The organism is Brenneria tiliae (assembly GCF_023347575.1).
Taxonomy (GTDB): domain Bacteria; phylum Pseudomonadota; class Gammaproteobacteria; order Enterobacterales; family Enterobacteriaceae; genus Brenneria; species Brenneria corticis.
Genome location: NZ_JAKPCB010000088.1, coordinates 58,048 through 74,798, shown reverse-complemented (window position 1 = coordinate 74,798; position 16,751 = coordinate 58,048). Strand labels below are relative to the sequence as shown.

12 protein-coding genes are annotated in these 16,751 nt (G+C 59.4%); 7 read left to right on the top strand and 5 right to left on the bottom strand.

All coding sequences use genetic code 11. The features are described 5' to 3' along the window. Positions 1 to 47: 47 nt before the first annotated feature. The 3 genes from tamA to MFP24_RS03545 are packed head-to-tail and all read left to right on the top strand — an operon-like array spanning position 48 to position 6,102. Positions 48 to 1,829 (top strand): autotransporter assembly complex protein TamA, encoded by a 1,782-nt coding sequence (gene tamA / locus MFP24_RS03555; protein WP_407061972.1) that lies wholly within the window; start codon positions 48 to 50, stop codon positions 1,827 to 1,829. Positions 1,830 to 1,852: 23 nt separating this feature from the next. Further along, on the top strand, positions 1,853 to 5,752 hold the full coding sequence (tamB, locus tag MFP24_RS03550; protein ID WP_249229219.1) for an autotransporter assembly complex protein TamB: 3,900 nt from the start codon (positions 1,853 to 1,855) through the stop codon (positions 5,750 to 5,752). Positions 5,753 to 5,754: 2 nt separating this feature from the next. Further along, positions 5,755 to 6,102 carry a gamma-glutamylcyclotransferase family protein gene (locus tag MFP24_RS03545; protein WP_249229220.1) on the top strand — a complete coding sequence of 116 codons (348 nt, stop codon included), beginning with the start codon at positions 5,755 to 5,757 and terminating at the stop codon, positions 6,100 to 6,102. 117 nt (positions 6,103 to 6,219) lie between these two features. Here the strand turns inward: MFP24_RS03545 and MFP24_RS03540 are convergent, their stop codons facing one another. From MFP24_RS03540 to plsY, 3 genes are all read right to left on the bottom strand, one after another. Beyond that, positions 6,220 to 7,203 (bottom strand): sulfonate ABC transporter substrate-binding protein, encoded by a 984-nt coding sequence (locus tag MFP24_RS03540; RefSeq protein WP_407061973.1) that lies wholly within the window; start codon positions 7,201 to 7,203, stop codon positions 6,220 to 6,222. 346 nt (positions 7,204 to 7,549) lie between these two features. Further along, entirely contained in the window at positions 7,550 to 8,077 is a 528-nt protein-coding gene (ppa, locus tag MFP24_RS03535) for an inorganic diphosphatase (RefSeq protein WP_249229221.1), read from the bottom strand. 150 nt (positions 8,078 to 8,227) lie between these two features. Beyond that, positions 8,228 to 8,851, bottom strand: a complete 624-nt coding sequence (gene plsY / locus MFP24_RS03530; RefSeq protein WP_249229222.1) for a glycerol-3-phosphate 1-O-acyltransferase PlsY — start codon at positions 8,849 to 8,851, stop codon at positions 8,228 to 8,230. Between the two features lie 107 nt (positions 8,852 to 8,958). On the opposite strand from plsY, the gene folB reads away from it, so the two are divergent. Beyond that, entirely contained in the window at positions 8,959 to 9,312 is a 354-nt protein-coding gene (folB, locus tag MFP24_RS03525; RefSeq protein ID WP_249229223.1) for a bifunctional dihydroneopterin aldolase/7,8-dihydroneopterin epimerase, read from the top strand. 123 nt (positions 9,313 to 9,435) lie between these two features. After that, positions 9,436 to 10,254, top strand: a complete 819-nt coding sequence (bacA, locus tag MFP24_RS03520; RefSeq protein WP_249229224.1) for an undecaprenyl-diphosphate phosphatase — start codon at positions 9,436 to 9,438, stop codon at positions 10,252 to 10,254. 3 nt (positions 10,255 to 10,257) lie between these two features. Here the strand turns inward: bacA and MFP24_RS03515 are convergent, their stop codons facing one another. After that, positions 10,258 to 11,511: a multifunctional CCA addition/repair protein gene (locus MFP24_RS03515; RefSeq protein WP_249229225.1), complete on the bottom strand. Its 1,254-nt coding sequence runs from the start codon at positions 11,509 to 11,511 to the stop codon at positions 10,258 to 10,260. A gap of 99 nt (positions 11,512 to 11,610) precedes the next feature. Continuing rightward, positions 11,611 to 12,231: a TIGR04211 family SH3 domain-containing protein gene (locus MFP24_RS03510; RefSeq protein WP_249229226.1), complete on the bottom strand. Its 621-nt coding sequence runs from the start codon at positions 12,229 to 12,231 to the stop codon at positions 11,611 to 11,613. 194 nt (positions 12,232 to 12,425) lie between these two features. On the opposite strand from MFP24_RS03510, the gene MFP24_RS03505 reads away from it, so the two are divergent. Both MFP24_RS03505 and glnE read left to right on the top strand, forming a co-directional pair. Then, on the top strand, positions 12,426 to 13,757 hold the full coding sequence (locus MFP24_RS03505) for a CYTH domain-containing protein (protein ID WP_249229227.1): 1,332 nt from the start codon (positions 12,426 to 12,428) through the stop codon (positions 13,755 to 13,757). Between the two features lie 48 nt (positions 13,758 to 13,805). After that, positions 13,806 to 16,649, top strand: a complete 2,844-nt coding sequence (glnE, locus tag MFP24_RS03500) for a bifunctional [glutamate--ammonia ligase]-adenylyl-L-tyrosine phosphorylase/[glutamate--ammonia-ligase] adenylyltransferase (RefSeq protein ID WP_249229228.1) — start codon at positions 13,806 to 13,808, stop codon at positions 16,647 to 16,649. Positions 16,650 to 16,751: the final 102 nt, after the last annotated feature.

Sequence of the window (16,751 nt, the reverse complement as noted above, 5' to 3'; positions counted from 1 at the left end):
CGGTGCTATGGATTGGATGTGACAGAACGATGCGATCAGGAAGCTAAGTGACTATTTTTACAGGACCAAAAACCAGCCTATTGGGCTTCTGCCCGCCACGTTGCCCTGCTTTGGGTTTGTTGTGCATACTGCTATTTCCTTTCGAGAGCGTCGCCGCCAATGTGCGTCTGCAGGTCGTCGGCCTGCAAGGCGAGCTGCAAAAGAACGTACGGATACGCTTATCCACCATCGCCGTCGATGAAGTCAATGCCGACGGGCGCTTTCGCAATCGGGTCGATGACGCCATCCGGCAGGGATTACGCGCGCTGGGTTATTACGATCCGCAAATCGCTTTTGAGTTCCGCCCGGCGGTCAACGGCGGACGTCCGGTGCTGATTGCCAGCGTGACGCCCGGCGAACCGGTGAAAATAGCCGATGTGAACGTTGTGCTGCGCGGCGGCTCCCGCGAGGACCAGGACTATCAGCAACTGCTGCGGGAGGGCACGCCCGAACGCGGCGCGGTGCTGAATCACGGGGACTATGACCGCTTTAAAAATTCGTTGAATAGTTTGTCCCTGCGTAAAGGGTATTTCGACGCCCATTTTCTGCTGAGCCGGTTAGGCGTCATTCAGGAAGAACGCCAGGCTTTCTGGGATATCGATTTTGACAGCGGCGAACGCTACCGTTTTGGCGAGGTTAAATTCCAGGGATCGCAAATCCGCGATGATTACCTGCAAAACCTGGTGCCGTTTGGTGATGGCGAGCCGTACAGCAGTGAAAACCTGGGCGAATTGAACCGCCGCCTGTCGGCAACCGGCTGGTTTAACTCGGTGGTTGTCGCGCCTGATTTCAGCCAGTCGAAGGAAAGCAAAGTCCTGCCGCTGGATGCGGTGGTGACGCCGCGCACCCGCAACCGCATAGAGACCGGGGTGGGGTATGCCACCGACGTCGGACCGCGTTTCAAAACCACCTGGAATAAACCCTGGCTTAATTCCCGCGGACACAGTCTGGAGAGCAGCCTCAGCGTCTCCGCGCCGGAGCAGTCGCTCGATCTGAGTTACAAAATTCCTTTACTGAAGAACCCGTTAGAGCAGTATTACCTGTTGCAGGGCGGATTCAAGCGTGAAGATCTCAATGATACGAAGTCTGACTCGACCACGCTGAACGTGGCGCGTTATTGGGACTTGTCCAGCGGCTGGCAGCGGGCCGTCAATCTGCGCTGGAGCCTCGACCACTTTACGCAGGGCAGCGTGACCGACACCACCATGCTGATCTATCCAGGCGTGAGTATCAACCGCACCCGCCAGCGCGGCGGGCTGATGCCGGTATGGGGAGACACTCAGCGCTACTCTATCGATGTTTCCGACACCCTGTGGGGATCGGATATCGATTTTACCATCTTCCAGGCGCAGAACGTGTGGATCCGCACGCTGGCGGAGAAACACCGTTTTGTCGCCCGCGGCAACCTGGGGTGGATTGAAACCAACAATTTCTCCCGCGTTCCCCCCTCGCTGCGTTTCTTCGCCGGGGGCGATCGCAGCATTCGCGGTTACAAGTACAAATCCATCTCGCCGCGCGACGGCGAAGATAAGCTGACCGGGGCGTCCAAACTGGCGACCGGATCGCTGGAGTATCAGTACAACGTCAGCGGCAAGTGGTGGGGCGCCGTTTTCGTGGATTCGGGCGAGGCCGTCAACGACATCAAACAGAGCGACTTTAAAACCGGGGCGGGCGTCGGCGTTCGCTGGGCTTCGCCCATCGGTCCGGTGAAGCTCGACATCGCCACGCCGATTGGCGATGCGGAAAAGAATGACGTGCAGTTCTATATCGCATTGGGGCCTGAACTATGAGTCTGATAAATAAAAGGGGCCTGATGAAAAAAATCGCCATCGGTACTATCGCTTTCCTACTGTTATTGCTGACGGCGGTGGTGCTGCTGGTAGCGACCACGCCGGGTCTGCATCTGTTGCTGAATGGCGCGACGCGCGTGGTGCCGGGGCTGGAGATTGCCGGCGTCAGCGGCGGCTGGCGCGATCTGACGCTGAAAAACGTCAGCTATCAAATGCCGGGCGTCACGGTTAAGGCGGGCGAGTTTCATTTATCGCTGGCGCCGGGGTGTTTACGGCGCGGCCAGCTGTGCATCAACGATTTGTCGGCGCGGAATATTGATGTGGCGGTGGATACCCAATCGCTGCCGGCGGCGGAAGAGCCCGCGCCGCCCGGCGAGCCGCTGACCGAGCTGTCGGCGCCGTTTCCGATATCCTTGCGTCAGCTGACCCTGAATAATGTGCGGGTCACCGTGGACGGCACGGCGGTGTCGCTGGGTGAATTCCGTACCGGCATGCGCTGGGAAGAACGGAGTCTGACGCTGCTGCCGACCAGAATCAGCGCCCTGCTGGTGGCCTTGCCGAAAACGCCCGTCGACCTGCTGGAAGACGGAAAAGTGACGGCGCAGGAAGTGGCGGCGGTGGTTAAGCAAACGGCGGCCGAGGTGCGCGAATCGGTTGAAAAGGGAACGACGCAGCCGATTCAGATAGATAAGACGCTTTCCGTCGCCGGCGATAACGGAGCGGCGCCCGATAAGCCGGCCGCCGCAACGGACGCCTTGCCCGAACAGCCGCTCGGCGAGCGGCTGGCGGCGCTGTTCTCCAAACCGTTATTACCCGACTTACCGTCGTTCACCTTGCCGCTGGATGTGAATATCGCGGAAATTCACGGCGAACAGCTGCGGCTGACGGGTGACCAGGAGATGCTGATTTCCGATCTGCTGATTCAGGCATCCACGCAACAACAGCGCGTTACCCTGGAGAAGTTTGTGGTTCAGTCGCCGCAGGGGGGACTGAATATGCGCGGAGCGGCCACCCTGAGCGAGAGCTGGCCGGTCTCCCTGACGGCGAATGGCGTGCTGAACGTCGATCCGCTGAAAGGGGAAAAACTCAAGCTGACCCTGGACGGCGGGCTGCGTGAACAGCTGAACGTGGCGCTCAATCTGTCCGGCCCGCAGCGGGCGCAGCTCACGCTGCAGACCGAGCTGGCGCAGGCGGGCCTGCCGCTGGCGCTGACGCTGCAAACCGAGCGGGTGCGCTGGCCGTTAACGGGAGACGCGCAATATCAGGTGAACAATCTGCTGTTGCGCCTGAACGGCAAGGCCACGGATTACGCCTTATCGCTGCGCGGCGATATTCGCGGCGCCGATCTGCCGCCCGCCGCGCTGTCGCTGGACGGCAAAGGGAACGAGCAGCAATTTAACCTGGAGCGCCTGCGTTTGTCGGCTCTGCAAGGGAACGCCGACCTGAGCGGCGTGGTGGACTGGAGTAAAGCGGTCAGCTGGCGCAGCGAACTGGTGCTGAGCGGCATCAATACGGCGAAACAGTGGCCCGACTGGCCGGCGAAAGTGGACGGCAAAGTGACCGTCCGCGGCAGCCTGTATGGCGGCAGTTGGCAGTTACGGGTGCCGGAGCTGCGTCTGGACGGCAACGTGAAGCAGAACAAGCTCACCGCCAGAGGTCAGCTAAGCGGCAATGCCGCCGGTCAGTGGCAGATACCCGGCCTTAATCTGGCGCTGGGACGTAATCAGCTCAACGTGAAAGGCGAACTCAGCGATAAATGGCAGCTGGATGCGGATATCAATGCGCCGGCCCTCACAGGTCTGTTGCCCGGTCTGGCCGGGCAGGCGCTCGGTACGCTGAAGCTGCGCGGCCACCTGCGTGAGCCGCAGATTCTGGCGGATATCACGGCGTCGGGTCTGCGCTGGCAGGAGATGGCGATTCAGCGCGTTACGCTGAAGGCCGACGTGCGCTCCGAACGGCAGATTCAGGGGCAGATTGCGCTGCGGGTGGAGCAACTGCGTCAGGCGGATCTGAATATCGGGCTGTTGACCCTGAATGCCGACGGCAACGAGCAGCAGCATCAATTGCGCCTGAATATGTCGGGGGAACCGGTAGCGGGGCAGTTGGCGCTTTCCGGCAGCTTCGATCGACAGGCGCAGCGTTGGCGCGGTACGCTGAATAACACCCGTTTCGATACGCCGGTCGGCGAGTGGCGGCTGACGCAGGCCGTGGCGCTGGATTACCTCAACGCCCAGCAAAAAATCACCATCGGCGCGCACTGCTGGCGTAATCCCCATGCCGAGCTCTGCGTCGCCAGACCCATTGAGGCCGGGCCGAGCGGTCAGGCGAGCATCCGTCTGAACCGCTTTGATTTGGCCATGCTGAAGCCTTTCCTGAGCGAGGAGACGCAGCTGGCGGGCACCTTCAGCGGCGGGGCGGATATCAGCTGGCAGGCCGGACAAAGTTTGCCGCAGGCGAAAGTGACGCTGGCGGGCAATGGGGTCAATGTCCGCCAGCTGGTTCAGGGGAAAACGCTGCCCGTCGCTTTTGATACCTTAACCCTGAACGCCGGCATCGATGGCGGTCGCGCGCAGCTTGGCTGGCTGATCGCCATCCGCGATAACGGCCGCTTCAGCGGCGACGTGCAGATTAGCGATCCGCAAGGAAGGCGCAATCTCGGCGGCACGGTCACCATCAATAATATTTCGCTGGCGCTGCTTAACCCGGTGCTGCAACAAGGGGAGAAGGTCACCGGCATACTGAATGCCAATCTGCGTCTGGCGGGGGATGCGCAGCGTCCGCAGATATTCGGCCAGATGGTGCTGGAGCGGCTTGACGTCGACGGCAGCTGGATGCCGATCGATCTGACCAACGGACGGCTGGCGGTGAGTTTCAGCGGCATGTCCTCGACGCTGCAGGGATTCCTGAAAACCGATAACGGACAGTTAAATCTGGGCGGCAACGCCGACTGGTCGCAGCCTGACGCCTGGCGGGCGCGCATCGCGGCCATCGGTCAGCGCATCAGGGTTACCGTACCGCCGATGGCGCGGCTGGACGTTTCGCCCGACATCGTATTTGAGGCGACGCCGCAGGTGTTCGCGTTAAACGGCTCGGTCAGTATTCCCTGGGCGAGAATTGTGGTCAATGAGCTGCCGGAAAGCGCGGTGGCGGTATCGTCGGACGAGGTGATGCTGGACCAACAGCGTCAGCCGCTGGAGACGACCTCCGCCGCCATACCGATCAACAGCAACCTGACTATTCGCATCGGTAATGACGTGCGGCTGGATGCCTATGGACTCAAGGCGCGTTTGCAGGGCGACCTGAAAATGGTGCAGGATGAGCGCGGGCTGGGACTGAACGGACAGATAGATATCCCCTCCGGGCGTTTCAAGGCTTACGGGCAGGATCTTATCGTGCAGAAAGGGCAGTTGCTGTTCTCCGGCCCGGCGGATCAGCCTCTGCTCAATATTGAAGCCGTGCGTAATCCTGATAATACGGCGGATGACGTTACCGCCGGCGTCCGCGTCACCGGTTCGGCGAGCGCGCCCAAGCTGGAGGTTTTCTCCGAGCCGACCATGTCGCAGCAGGAAGCCCTGTCCTATCTGCTCAGAGGCGAGGGGCTCGACAGCAGCGGAGCCGATAGCGCGGCCATGACCTCAATGCTTATTGGTTTAGGGGTTGCGCAAAGCGGTCAAGTTGTGGGTAAAATCGGCGAGGCTTTTGGCGTAAGCAATTTAGCCTTGGATACACAAGGCGCTGGCGACGATTCTCAAGTGGTGGTCAGCGGTTACGTCCTTCCCGGCCTGCAGGTTAAATACGGAGTTGGCATATTTGATTCTTTGGCAACGTTGACGCTGCGTTATCGTTTAATGCCAAAACTATACCTGGAAGCGGTGTCTGGTATCGATCAGGCATTAGATCTGCTCTATCAGTTCGAGTTTTAGCGATGCGAATTATTGTCTACGGCAGTTTACGGCGCAAACAGGGGAATAGTCACTGGATGACCAACGCCCAGTGGCTGGGGGATTGTCGGCTCGATGGGTTCGAGCTGTACGATCTCGGCCTTTATCCGGCGGTGGTGTCCGGTAATGGGGAGATTTATTGCGAGGTGTATCGCATCAGTTCGTCAATACTGGCCGAGCTGGATGCGCTAAAGCGGGACGGTCACGAATATCAGCGTGAACTGATAGCCACTCCGTTGGGCAACGCCTGGATCTACCTTTACAAGCACTCGGTGGCGGGATTACCGCGTATCGCCAGCGGGGACTGGCTGAAGCGCGACGAAGAAGAATAGCGGACGCCGCCGGCCGCAATCAGGAAACAGCGTAAACGCTGCGCAGGCAGCGTTTGCGCTTGCCGGCGATAGCGGTTTTTAACTAACCGCGGCAACGCCATCCGCTGTATTACACCGTTATGGGTTAGCGCCCTGAGGTTTATCCTGCGACCAGCGAGCCTGGTCGACGTCGACTTTCACCGGAATCAAACCTACGCCGGTAAAGGTATCGGCCAGCGTCTGCTGCTGGCGAATAACGTCATCGGTTATGCGTTGCGTACCGAAAGGCATACGCGCCAGCGCCCGCAGCCATATCGGTTGCGGCAGGCCGGTACTTTGCGACAGCACCCGCGCCACTTCGTCATGATTATCGTTGGCCCAAACGCTCAGCTGCGTGAGCTGTTCGATGACCAACTTGGCGATGTCGGGATGGTCCTCGGCGAATCGCCGGCTGGCGAGATAGAAGGTGTAGTGCGGTACAAGACCTTCGGCATCCTGAAGCCGGCGCGCGCCGGCGTTGGTTTCAACCTCCGCATAAAACGGGTCCCAGATTACCCAGGCATCGATGCTGCCGTTCTGGAATGCCGCCCGCGCATCGCTGGGCGTCAGGTAGACCGGCGTGATATCGGTATAGGCCAGCCCGGCTTTTTTCAGCGCCTCAATAAGCAGATAATTCACATCCGACCCCTTATTAAGGGCCACCCGCTTGCCTTTAAGATCTTTTACGTTTTGCACCGTCGACTCTTTCGGCACCACGATCGCTTCGGTCTTTGGATTGGGGATGTTGTGCGCCAGATAAATTAAATCCGCTTTGGCCGCCTGGGCGAAGGCGGGGGGAGCGTCGCCGGTGGCGGCGAGGTCGATACTGCCGACGTTGAGCCCCTCCAGCATCTGCGGACCGGCGGGAAACTCGATCCAGCGGGTCGCGATGCCCTTCTGTTTCAACGCTTCGTCGAGCGTGCCGCGGGATTTGAGCAGCGCCAGAATATTGGCTTTTTGAAAGCCGATATTCAACTGCTTGAGGGGCGGTGTCTCCGCCAATGCCTGACTGAATATTCCCAGCGCCATCAACGCGATGACCGGACGCAGAAAGCGCCGTGCTAAAACATCTCCGTAATTCATAAAACCGCCTGTTTATCCGTAGTTAAATGCCTAAAAGCTCAGCGGGAGATTAAGACGAACCGCCTGGATTAACGTGAAGGTTTACGTTGTAAGAGGTCGCCGATATTGTCAAAGTAAAAGATTGGTATTGCATAGGGTATTTAATTATTAACGATATAAAATCTCGCTTAGCACGTATATTTTTAATATAAAAACTAAAAAATGGTTATGCGCAGCGCTATCCTCTGAAACGGATGAGATGACGTTAAGTGCGATGATATTGCGCGGCGAGAGATATTTCGCAATGCATGCCGGCTTACGCCGGCATGATGGAGGAAAAGTGGTGTTTTCGCTTTTACGAGGAGGCTTACTTCTTGGCGCGTTCGAAAGAGGCGACGATTTCCGCTTTGGCGGCTGCGGCGTTATCCCAGCCTTCGACTTTAACCCACTTGCCTTTTTCCAGATCTTTGTAGTGTTCAAAGAAATGGCCGATTTGCGCGCGCAGCAATTCCGGCAGGTCGTTAACGTCTTTAATGTGATCGTACTCTTTGGTCAGCTTGCTATGCGGAACGGCGACCAGCTTGGCATCCTCGCCGGCTTCGTCGGTCATTTTCAGCACGCCGACCGGGCGGCAGCGAATGACGGCGCCAGGCTGTAACGGATAAGGGGTCGGCACCAGCACGTCAACCGGATCGCCATCCAGCGACAGCGTGTGGTTGATGTAGCCATAGTTACATGGGTAGAACATGGCGGTAGACATGAAACGGTCTACAAACAGCTCGCCCGTATCCTTATCAATCTCGTATTTGATCGGATCGGCGTTAGCGGGGATTTCAATAACTACGTAGATATCTTCCGGTAGATCTTTACCTGCCGGGACATTGTTCAGACTCATGTCGCTTTCCTTCTCTTTAAAGCTGAAATGGAGTGCCGGTCATTATAGCCAACTCACAGAGAAAGTCGCCGATTTTTAGGAGGACGGGTAAAGCCGCGGGCGCGTCGCCACGCTTGTCCGGCTAGCTTTTGTCGCGGTGTTTACCGCGCATCAGCGCTCGCCGTCGGGGGGCTGTTTTTTTCTGCGCAGCTTATTCCAGATTTTACTTTCCTGCCCGCGCCACAAACGCTGAATATTGTCGTGATGGCGCATCAGTATCAGGCAGGAGAGCATGGCGACCGGGAAAGTGAACTGCGGCTTAAACCACCAGACGTAGAACGGCGCGATAAGCGCGCTGATAATCGCCCCGAGCGACGAATAGCCGCTGAGCAGCACGGTAAGCAGCCAGGTGCCGGTCATCAGGCCGGTGAGGTCCCAGCCGATTGGCGCAATGGCGCCGAGGGCGGTGGCGACGCCTTTGCCGCCGCGAAAACGAAAAAAGACCGGATAGATATGGCCGAGACAGGCGGCGATGGCGGTCAGCCCGAGGTACAGCGGGGGAATGCCCAGCGCATAAGCCGCCCAGACGGGCAGCATTCCTTTCAGGATATCGAAGACCAGCACCGCGGCCGCGGCGGACTTGCCGCCGATACGCAGTACGTTGGTGGCGCCAGGATTTCCTGAACCATGCTTGCGGGGATCCGGCAGCCCGGCGATCCGGCAGACCAGAATCGCGCTGGAAATCGAGCCGCACAGATACGCGATTACTATCATGCCAAGCGCGATTGCACTCATAACGCGGTTCCGTTTAATAAGGGTCGTTTTACTCTTCGCATCTGTGGATAATACGCATATTCCGTCGGAAGTGGTATCCGACAACGACAAAAACAGAGAACGGCGTGATGGATATCGTATTTATTGAAGAGCTTGGCGTAATTACCACCATTGGTGTTTACGATTGGGAACAGACGATTCAGCAGAAGCTGGTGTTCGATATCGAAATGGGATGGGATAACCGTCAGGCGGCGGCCAGCGATGACGTTAATGACTGTTTAAGCTATGCCGACGTCAGCGAAGCGGTGATTGCGCTGGTGGCCGGACAGCGCTTTGCGCTGGTCGAGCGCGTCGCGGAGGAGGTGGCGCAGATGCTGATGCAGCGTTTTCCGATCCCCTGGCTGCGCATCAAGGTCGCCAAGCCGGGCGCCGTGGCGCAGGCGCGTCAGGTTGGCGTGGTGATTGAGCGCGGCAGACGATAAATCTGATTTAGCAGCGTTAATAATGATTTACGAGTTACTAAGCGGTAATCTACCGGGTCTATGGGGCTTATAGCGGCTCGCTGGGTGGCGCAGCCGTTTTTTTATGGCGGTAAGGGAGTTTAGATGACGGACCTGCATTCGTTGTTAATCGCATTTATTCTTGGAGTGGTTGAAGGGCTTACCGAGTTTTTGCCGGTTTCTTCCACCGGGCACATGATTATTGTCGGACACTGGCTGGGATTTGCCGATGACAAGGCCAAAACCTTTGAGGTGATTATCCAGCTGGGTTCGATTCTGGCGGTGGTGGCGATGTTCTGGCGCCGCCTGTTCGGCCTGATCGGCATTCATTTCGGTCAGGTGCCGCATGAAGGACAAACGGCGGGGCGTCTGAAACTGACGCATATCCTGTTGGGAATGATCCCGGCGGTGGTGCTGGGGCTGGTTTTTCACGACGTTATCAAATCGCTGTTTGATCCCAAAAATGTGATGTATGCGCTGGTTGTCGGGGGCTTTCTGCTGCTGGCGGCGGAGTGGTTAAAACCCAAACAGCCGCGGGCGGTGGGGCTGGACGATATCACTCATCGCCAGGCCTTTATCATCGGCTGTTTCCAGTGTCTGGCGCTGTGGCCGGGGTTTTCGCGCTCCGGCGCCACCATCTCCGGCGGGATGCTGATGGGCGTCAGCCGCTATGCGGCGTCGGAGTTCTCTTTTATTCTGGCGGTTCCGATGATGATGGGGGCGACGGTGCTGGATCTGTACAAGAGCTGGCATTTTCTGTCATTGGCCGACCTGCCGATGTTCGCCGTCGGCTTTGTGACCGCCTTTGTAGTGGCGCTGATCGCCATTAAAACCTTCTTGCAGATTATCAAACGTATCTCTTTCGTGCCGTTCGCTATCTATCGCTTCTTTGTGGCGGCGGCGGTGTACGTGGTGTTTTTGTAGGAGCTAACTCCTCCCCTTGCCAGGGGGAGAAGCGTCCTGCTGCGCTTTCCACTGCTCCAGCGCCCTGCGGCGGCGGCGGTTGAGTTCGTTGCGGACCTCAATGCCCTGATGGCCGTCGGCGACGACCTCGGCGCTGGCGACGCCGCTGGCGACCCGAAACGCCTGGCGCAGATAATCGCCCTGCGGATAAGGACTCTCTTCAAAGCCGGTGCGGCCGCGGGCGTCGGCCTCGCTGCTGAGCGCCAATTGCTCCAGCCGCTGCGGCTTGCGCCAGACGTCGAGGGCATCAAACAGTTTCAGCAAGGTTTTGGGCTGTAGCGCCTGGACGGTATGAATCAGGTCATGGTATTCCGCCACCAGTTTCGCCAGATCGCGAATATGATTGGGAATGCGCAAACGCTGGCACAGCGCCTCCACCAGCTTAACCCCCGCCGGACCGTGGCCGTGATGGCGGGGCCACAGCTCCGGCGGCGTCAGCCCCTTGCCGAGATCGTGGCACAGGGCGGCGAAGCGCACGTCGATATCCGGGCTGAGGCGGGCGGCGACCGCCAGCGTCATCAGGGTATGGATGCCGGTATCAATTTCCGGGTGCCATTTGGCCGGCGCCGGAACGCCATACAGCTTATCGATTTCAGGAAACAGCACCGCCAGCGCGCCGCACTCTCTGAGCACCTGGAAATAGACCTGGGGGCTGTCGGTGGCGAGCGCTTTCTCTGTCTCTTTCCAGACGCGCTCCGGCGTCAGGTAGGCGAGCTCGCCGTCGCGCGTCATTTTGCTCATCAGCGCCATGGTTTCTTCGGCGATGCGAAAACCCAGGTTGGCGAAACGGGCGGCGAAACGCGCCACGCGCAGCACCCTGAGCGGATCTTCGCTGAACGCGTCGGAGACGTGGCGCAGCAGGCGGTTTTCCAGGTCGCGGCGGCCGTGATAGGGATCGATCAGCTCGCCCTGTTCGCTGCGGGCGATGGCGTTAATGGTCAGATCCCGGCGCAGTAAATCCTGTTCCAGCGTCACGTCGGGGGCGGCATGGCAGACAAACCCGGTGTAGCCGCTGCCGGATTTTCGTTCGGTGCGGGCCAGCGCATATTCATCGCGGCTTTGCGGGTGCAAAAAGACCGGAAAATCCCTGCCGACCTGTTGATAACCCTGCGCCAACAGCTGTTGCGGCGTGGCGCCGACCACCACCCAGTCCTTCTCGGTGACCGGCAAGTTAAGCAGACTGTCTCGTACGGCGCCGCCGACAAGATAAATATTCAACGTCGGACTCCTGAGTATGCGATGGTATTCACTACATATTAACATCTTTGATGCGTTATTGACCGCCGGTAAAAATGCCTTCGCAGGCAGGCATCGCTCTTAACCCATCCAGCGGTCGTTTTTCTTTCTGCGCGGGATAATGTGCGGCAGCAGCAGGCCCAGCAATAGTCCGATGCCCGCCACGCCGCCGCCGTACATAAACCATTGCAGAATGATGGTGCGCTGTTTGTCGTCAAGCTGGACATTGGCGGCGCTGACTTTCTTCTGCGCCACGATAAGCTGATTCTTCAATTCCGCATTTTCGCCGCGTAATCCGTTGATAATATCGTCGCTGGCGGCGACTTTCTGCTGCATATCCGCCGTGCGCTGGTTCCAGGTCTGATCGATATTGTGCAGTTTTTCCGTCAGATCCTTTACCTGGCTTTCCAGTTCGGGAACGCGGGTGCGCAGGCTGGGCGTTTCGCTGAGCTGAGCGAGCGGGATCCAACTGGTGCGGTTTTTGTCATCGCGGATTTGCGCATAGCCCGCCCCCTGGTTAACGCTGAGCACCGTGACTTGATCGCCGGCGTTCAGCGTGCCGATGATGCGGTATTGATTACCCGGTCCGCTATGGATATAGGTCAGCAACTCATCGGAAACATAGCGTTTTTCTTCGGCGTGAGCCGCGCCGCTTAAAATGAAGGTTATCAAGGTAAAACAAATCAGGCTTAATTTCTGCATAAGATCATCGTGTTGCGTGAGTTATGGGACGATAGTAGAGGCTTAAGTCTGACGAGGCAATGATTAAACAGAAATGAGAACTATCTTACTCTGGCCCGAAGGGGGCGATAAACCGGAGCGCGCGGCAAAGGTGGCAAGGTGAAGTAAAATGTTATTTACTGACGCCATTCACATTGATCCCGGCGTAGCAAATTATGAGTGAAGAAATCGAACTGAAATTTATTGTGCATCCCGATGGCGTTGATACGCTACGGCAGCAGTTATCCGGCTGGCAGAGCGAGTACAGCCATTCCGAACATCTGCGCGCCCTGCGGCTGACCAATAGCTACTATGAAACGGCGGATAACTTCCTGCGCCGACATGGCATCGGGCTGCGCATCCGCGGCGAGAATGAGCGCTACGAAATGACGGCGAAAACCGCCGGCAACGTCATCGGCGGGCTGCATCAGCATGCGGAATATAATCTGGCGCTGGAAAAGGCGGAGCTGGATCTGGCCCTTTTTCCGGCGGATATCTGGCCGGAAAACTGCGATCCCGCGGCGCTCCAGCAGTCGCTCAAGCCGCTGTTCAGCACCGATTTTACCCGTGAAAAGTGGGTGGTCACTTATCATCAAAGCGTGATTGAGGTCGCCCTTGACCTGGGTGAAATCCGCGCGGGCGAACTGAGCGAACCCCTGTGTGAACTGGAGATGGAGCTCAAGCTGGGGCAGACCTCGGACCTGCTTGAGCTGGCGAAGGAGATCGCCGAATTCGGCGGCCTGCGTCAGGGCAGCCTGAGCAAGGCCGCGCGCGGCTATCATCTGGCGCAGGGCAACCCGCCCCGCGAGTGCCGCCCGCTCGGCATCCTGGTGGTGGAACCGAAAACCAACATCGATCAGGCGATCCGCGCGGCGCTGGAGTATGCGCTGAGCCACTGGCAGTACCATGAGGAGCTTTGGGTGCGCGGCAACGCCGACGCCCGCCACGCGCTGCCGCAGGCCGGCGCGCTGATCCGCGAGATGCTGGTGCTGGTGGGCGGGGTGGTGTCGCGTAAGGTGACGACGCTTTTTCGCGCCGCCCTCGCCAATCTGGAGGCCGGCGTCGAAAGGACGGAGGATGCGCAAGAGCTATGCTACGGCGTGGAGTATCTGCAAAGTAAGCTGGCGCTTACTTCATGGCTGGTTGAAGCCGGCTGGCTTAACTATATGGATAACAAAGATCGCATCAGGCTGCAGGGCTCCTACAAACGTTTCGCCGATATCATGCTGGGCCGCAGTTCCGCCGATCTGAGAAGCACGTTCGCCAGTACGCTGAGCGAAGTGCAATATTTACAGCAACTGCCGCGCCTGCAGCGCAATATTTGCGCCTTTCAGCTGTTATCCGGCGCTTATCCGGTGGAACCGGCGGAAGCGTACATCGATCGCTGGCGCGCGTTGATTCAGGCCATTGAGCAACAGGCGGTCGATCACACCCCGTCGCCCTATCTGGAAGCCTGCCGTAAACAGGCGTTGGCTCAGCCGCCATTCTGGCTGCACAGCGCCGGCTAACCGTTAACCGCATTTATCCGCCGGCGATGGCGGATCAAGGGAATCACCATGCCGCTACTTCCTTTGCCGCCGTTACTGGCGCAACAGTCTCAACGGATTTTATCGCGTTTGCGGGAAACCGCCGCCGATTACCCGCCGGCGGCGGACGACGATCTCGCCGTATTGGCGCTGAGCGATTTCGTCAGCGACGCGCTGACGCGTTATCCCGACTGGTGGCGGGAGATCCATCGGCAGCCGCCGCGGCCGGAAGAGTGGCGGCATTATTCCGACTGGCTGAATCAGGCGCTGGCCGCGGTCAATGACGAAACGGCGCTGATGGCGGTATTGCGGCGGTTCCGTCGCCGTATGCTGGTGAGGATCGCCTGGTCGCAGACGTTGCGCACCAGCACTACGGAGCAGACGCTGCGCCAGCTCAGCGAACTGGCGGAAACGCTGATTATCGCCGCCCGCGACTGGCTGTATCAGGCCTGCTGCCGGGAGTGGGGAACGCCGGTCAACGGGCAGGGCGCGGCCCAGCCGCTGCTGATCCTGGGAATGGGGAAACTGGGCGGCGGCGAGTTGAACTTCTCCTCGGATATCGATCTGATTTTCGTCTATCCGGAAAACGGACAGACCCGGGGTGGACGCCGCGAGCTGGATAATGCGCAGTTTTTCACCCGCCTGGGCCAGCGGCTGATAAAAGTGCTGGATCAGCCGACGGTGGACGGCTTTGTCTATCGCGTGGATATGCGGCTGCGCCCGTTCGGCGACAGCGGCCCGCTGGTGCTGAGTTTCGCCGCCATGGAAGATTATTATCAGGAGCAGGGGCGGGACTGGGAACGCTATGCGATGGTCAAAGCCCGCCTGCTGGGCGGCATGGACGACGCCTACAGCCAGGAGTTGCGCAGCACGCTGCGGCCCTTTGTTTTCCGCCGCTATATCGATTTCAGCGTGATTCAGTCGCTGCGCAATATGAAAGGCATGATCGCCCGCGAAGTCCGCCGGCGCGACTTGCGCAACAACATCAAGCTTGGGGCGGGCGGTATTCGGGAAATCGAATTTATCACCCAGGTTTTTCAGCTGATCCGCGGCGGGCGCGAATCCGGGCTGCAGGAGCGGGCGCTGTTGCCCACGCTGCGTCATATCGGCGAGCTGGGGCTATTGGCGCCGCCTCAGGTCGGCGAACTCAGCGAGGCGTACCTTTTTCTGCGCCGTCTGGAAAATCTTCTGCAGGCGATAGCCGACGAGCAAACGCAAACGCTGCCCGATGACGAACTCGATCGGCAGCGGCTGGCCTGGGGCATGGGATTCGCCGACTGGGCGCAGCTGCATCAGGCGCTGCTGCGGCATATGCTGGCGGTGCGGCGCGTGTTTGACGATTTAATCGGCGATGATGCGCCGGACAGCGACGATATTCCCGAACACGCCAGCTACCGCAGCCTGTGGCAGGACCGGCTGGATGAGGCCGATCTGGCGTCGCTGACGCCGCACCTGACGGAAAGCGTGCGCGAGAAGCTGCTGCGCGCGGTCATCGAGTTTCGCCACGACGTGGCGAAACGCACCATCGGCCCGCGCGGGCGCGACGTGCTCGACCAACTGATGCCCAACCTGCTGGCGGAAGCCTGCGCCCGACAGGATGCGGATACCATTTTATCGCGCCTGACGCCGCTGCTGCTGGGGATTGTGACCCGCACCACCTACCTGGAGCTGCTGCTGGAATCGCGTCCGGCGCTGGCGCAGCTGGTCCGGCTGTGCGCGGCCTCGCCGATGGTGGCCGGCCAGCTGGCGCGCTATCCGCTGCTGCTCGATGAACTGCTCGATTCCGCCACCCTGTATCAGCCCATCGCCCCGGACGCCTATGCCGATGAGCTGCGGCAGTATCTCCTTCGGGTGCCGGAGGAGGACGAAGAGCAGCAGTTGGAAGCGCTGCGCCAGTTCAAGCAGGCGCAGCTGCTGCGTATTGCCGCCGGGGATATCGCCGGCGCGCTGCCGGTGATGAAAGTGAGCGATCACTTAACCTACCTGGCCGAAGCCATCATCGCCGCGGTGGTACAGCAGGCCTGGGGGCTGATGACGGCGCGCTACGGCCAGCCGGCCCATTTGCGGCAGCGTGAGGGGCGCGGATTCGCGGTGATCGCCTACGGCAAGCTGGGGGGCTGGGAGCTGGGCTACGGCTCCGATCTCGATCTGGTTTTCCTGCACGATTGTCCGCCCGAGGTGATGACGGACGGCGAGCGCAGCATCGACGGCCGCCAGTTTTACCTGCGGCTGGCCCAGCGGGTGATACATCTGTTCAGCACCCGCACCTCGTCGGGGATTTTGTATGAGGTGGATGCGCGGCTGCGGCCGTCGGGGGCGGCGGGGATGCTGGTCAGCACCGTGGAAGCCTTTGACGACTATCAGCGCAACGAAGCCTGGACCTGGGAGCATCAGGCGCTGGTGCGGGCGCGGATGGTTTACGGCGAGAGCGGCGTACAGCGGCAGTTTGAAGACATTCGCCGCCACATCCTGTGCCGCGAGCGCGACGGGGAGAAACTGCGTGGCGAAGTGCGCGCAATGCGCGAGAAGATGCGCCAGCATCTGGCGAATAAAGACAAGACGCTGTTCGACCTGAAGACCGACGCCGGCGGGATCACCGATATCGAGTTTATCGTCCAGTATCTGGTGCTGCGCTATGCGCCGCGGGAGCCGCGCCTGACCCGCTGGTCGGATAACGTGCGCATCCTGGATATGATGGCGCGGTACGGCGTGATGGAGGAGAGCGAGGCGCATGCCCTGCGGCTGGCTTACGTTACGCTGCGCAACGAGCTGCATCATCTGGCGTTGCAGGAGATCGCCGGCCGCGTGAGCCAGGATAAATTTCTCGCCGAACGTCGGCAGGTGCAGCACAGCTGGAACAAATGGCTGGGTTGAGAGAGGCCTCGCATTCTGTTTAACCGGGATGCGCTTTTTAATAGTAATAATCGGGCCTGTGATATTATTACGCGCATTATGCAAAATGAGCTTGGAGTATGG

What these genes read in the sequence shown, in the direction of transcription:
- tamB (WP_249229219.1), top strand. Translation starts at nt 1,853, where the DNA reads ATGAAAAAAATCGCCATCGGTACTATCGCTTTCCTACTGTTATTGCTG.
- MFP24_RS03545 (WP_249229220.1), top strand. Translation starts at nt 5,755, where the DNA reads ATGCGAATTATTGTCTACGGCAGTTTACGGCGCAAACAGGGGAATAGT.
- MFP24_RS03540 (WP_407061973.1), bottom strand. Translation starts at nt 7,203, where the DNA reads ATGAATTACGGAGATGTTTTAGCACGGCGCTTTCTGCGTCCGGTCATC.
- ppa (WP_249229221.1), bottom strand. Translation starts at nt 8,077, where the DNA reads ATGAGTCTGAACAATGTCCCGGCAGGTAAAGATCTACCGGAAGATATC.
- plsY (WP_249229222.1), bottom strand. Translation starts at nt 8,851, where the DNA reads ATGAGTGCAATCGCGCTTGGCATGATAGTAATCGCGTATCTGTGCGGC.
- folB (WP_249229223.1), top strand. Translation starts at nt 8,959, where the DNA reads ATGGATATCGTATTTATTGAAGAGCTTGGCGTAATTACCACCATTGGT.
- bacA (WP_249229224.1), top strand. Translation starts at nt 9,436, where the DNA reads ATGACGGACCTGCATTCGTTGTTAATCGCATTTATTCTTGGAGTGGTT.
- MFP24_RS03510 (WP_249229226.1), bottom strand. Translation starts at nt 12,231, where the DNA reads ATGCAGAAATTAAGCCTGATTTGTTTTACCTTGATAACCTTCATTTTA.
- MFP24_RS03505 (WP_249229227.1), top strand. Translation starts at nt 12,426, where the DNA reads ATGAGTGAAGAAATCGAACTGAAATTTATTGTGCATCCCGATGGCGTT.
- glnE (WP_249229228.1), top strand. Translation starts at nt 13,806, where the DNA reads ATGCCGCTACTTCCTTTGCCGCCGTTACTGGCGCAACAGTCTCAACGG.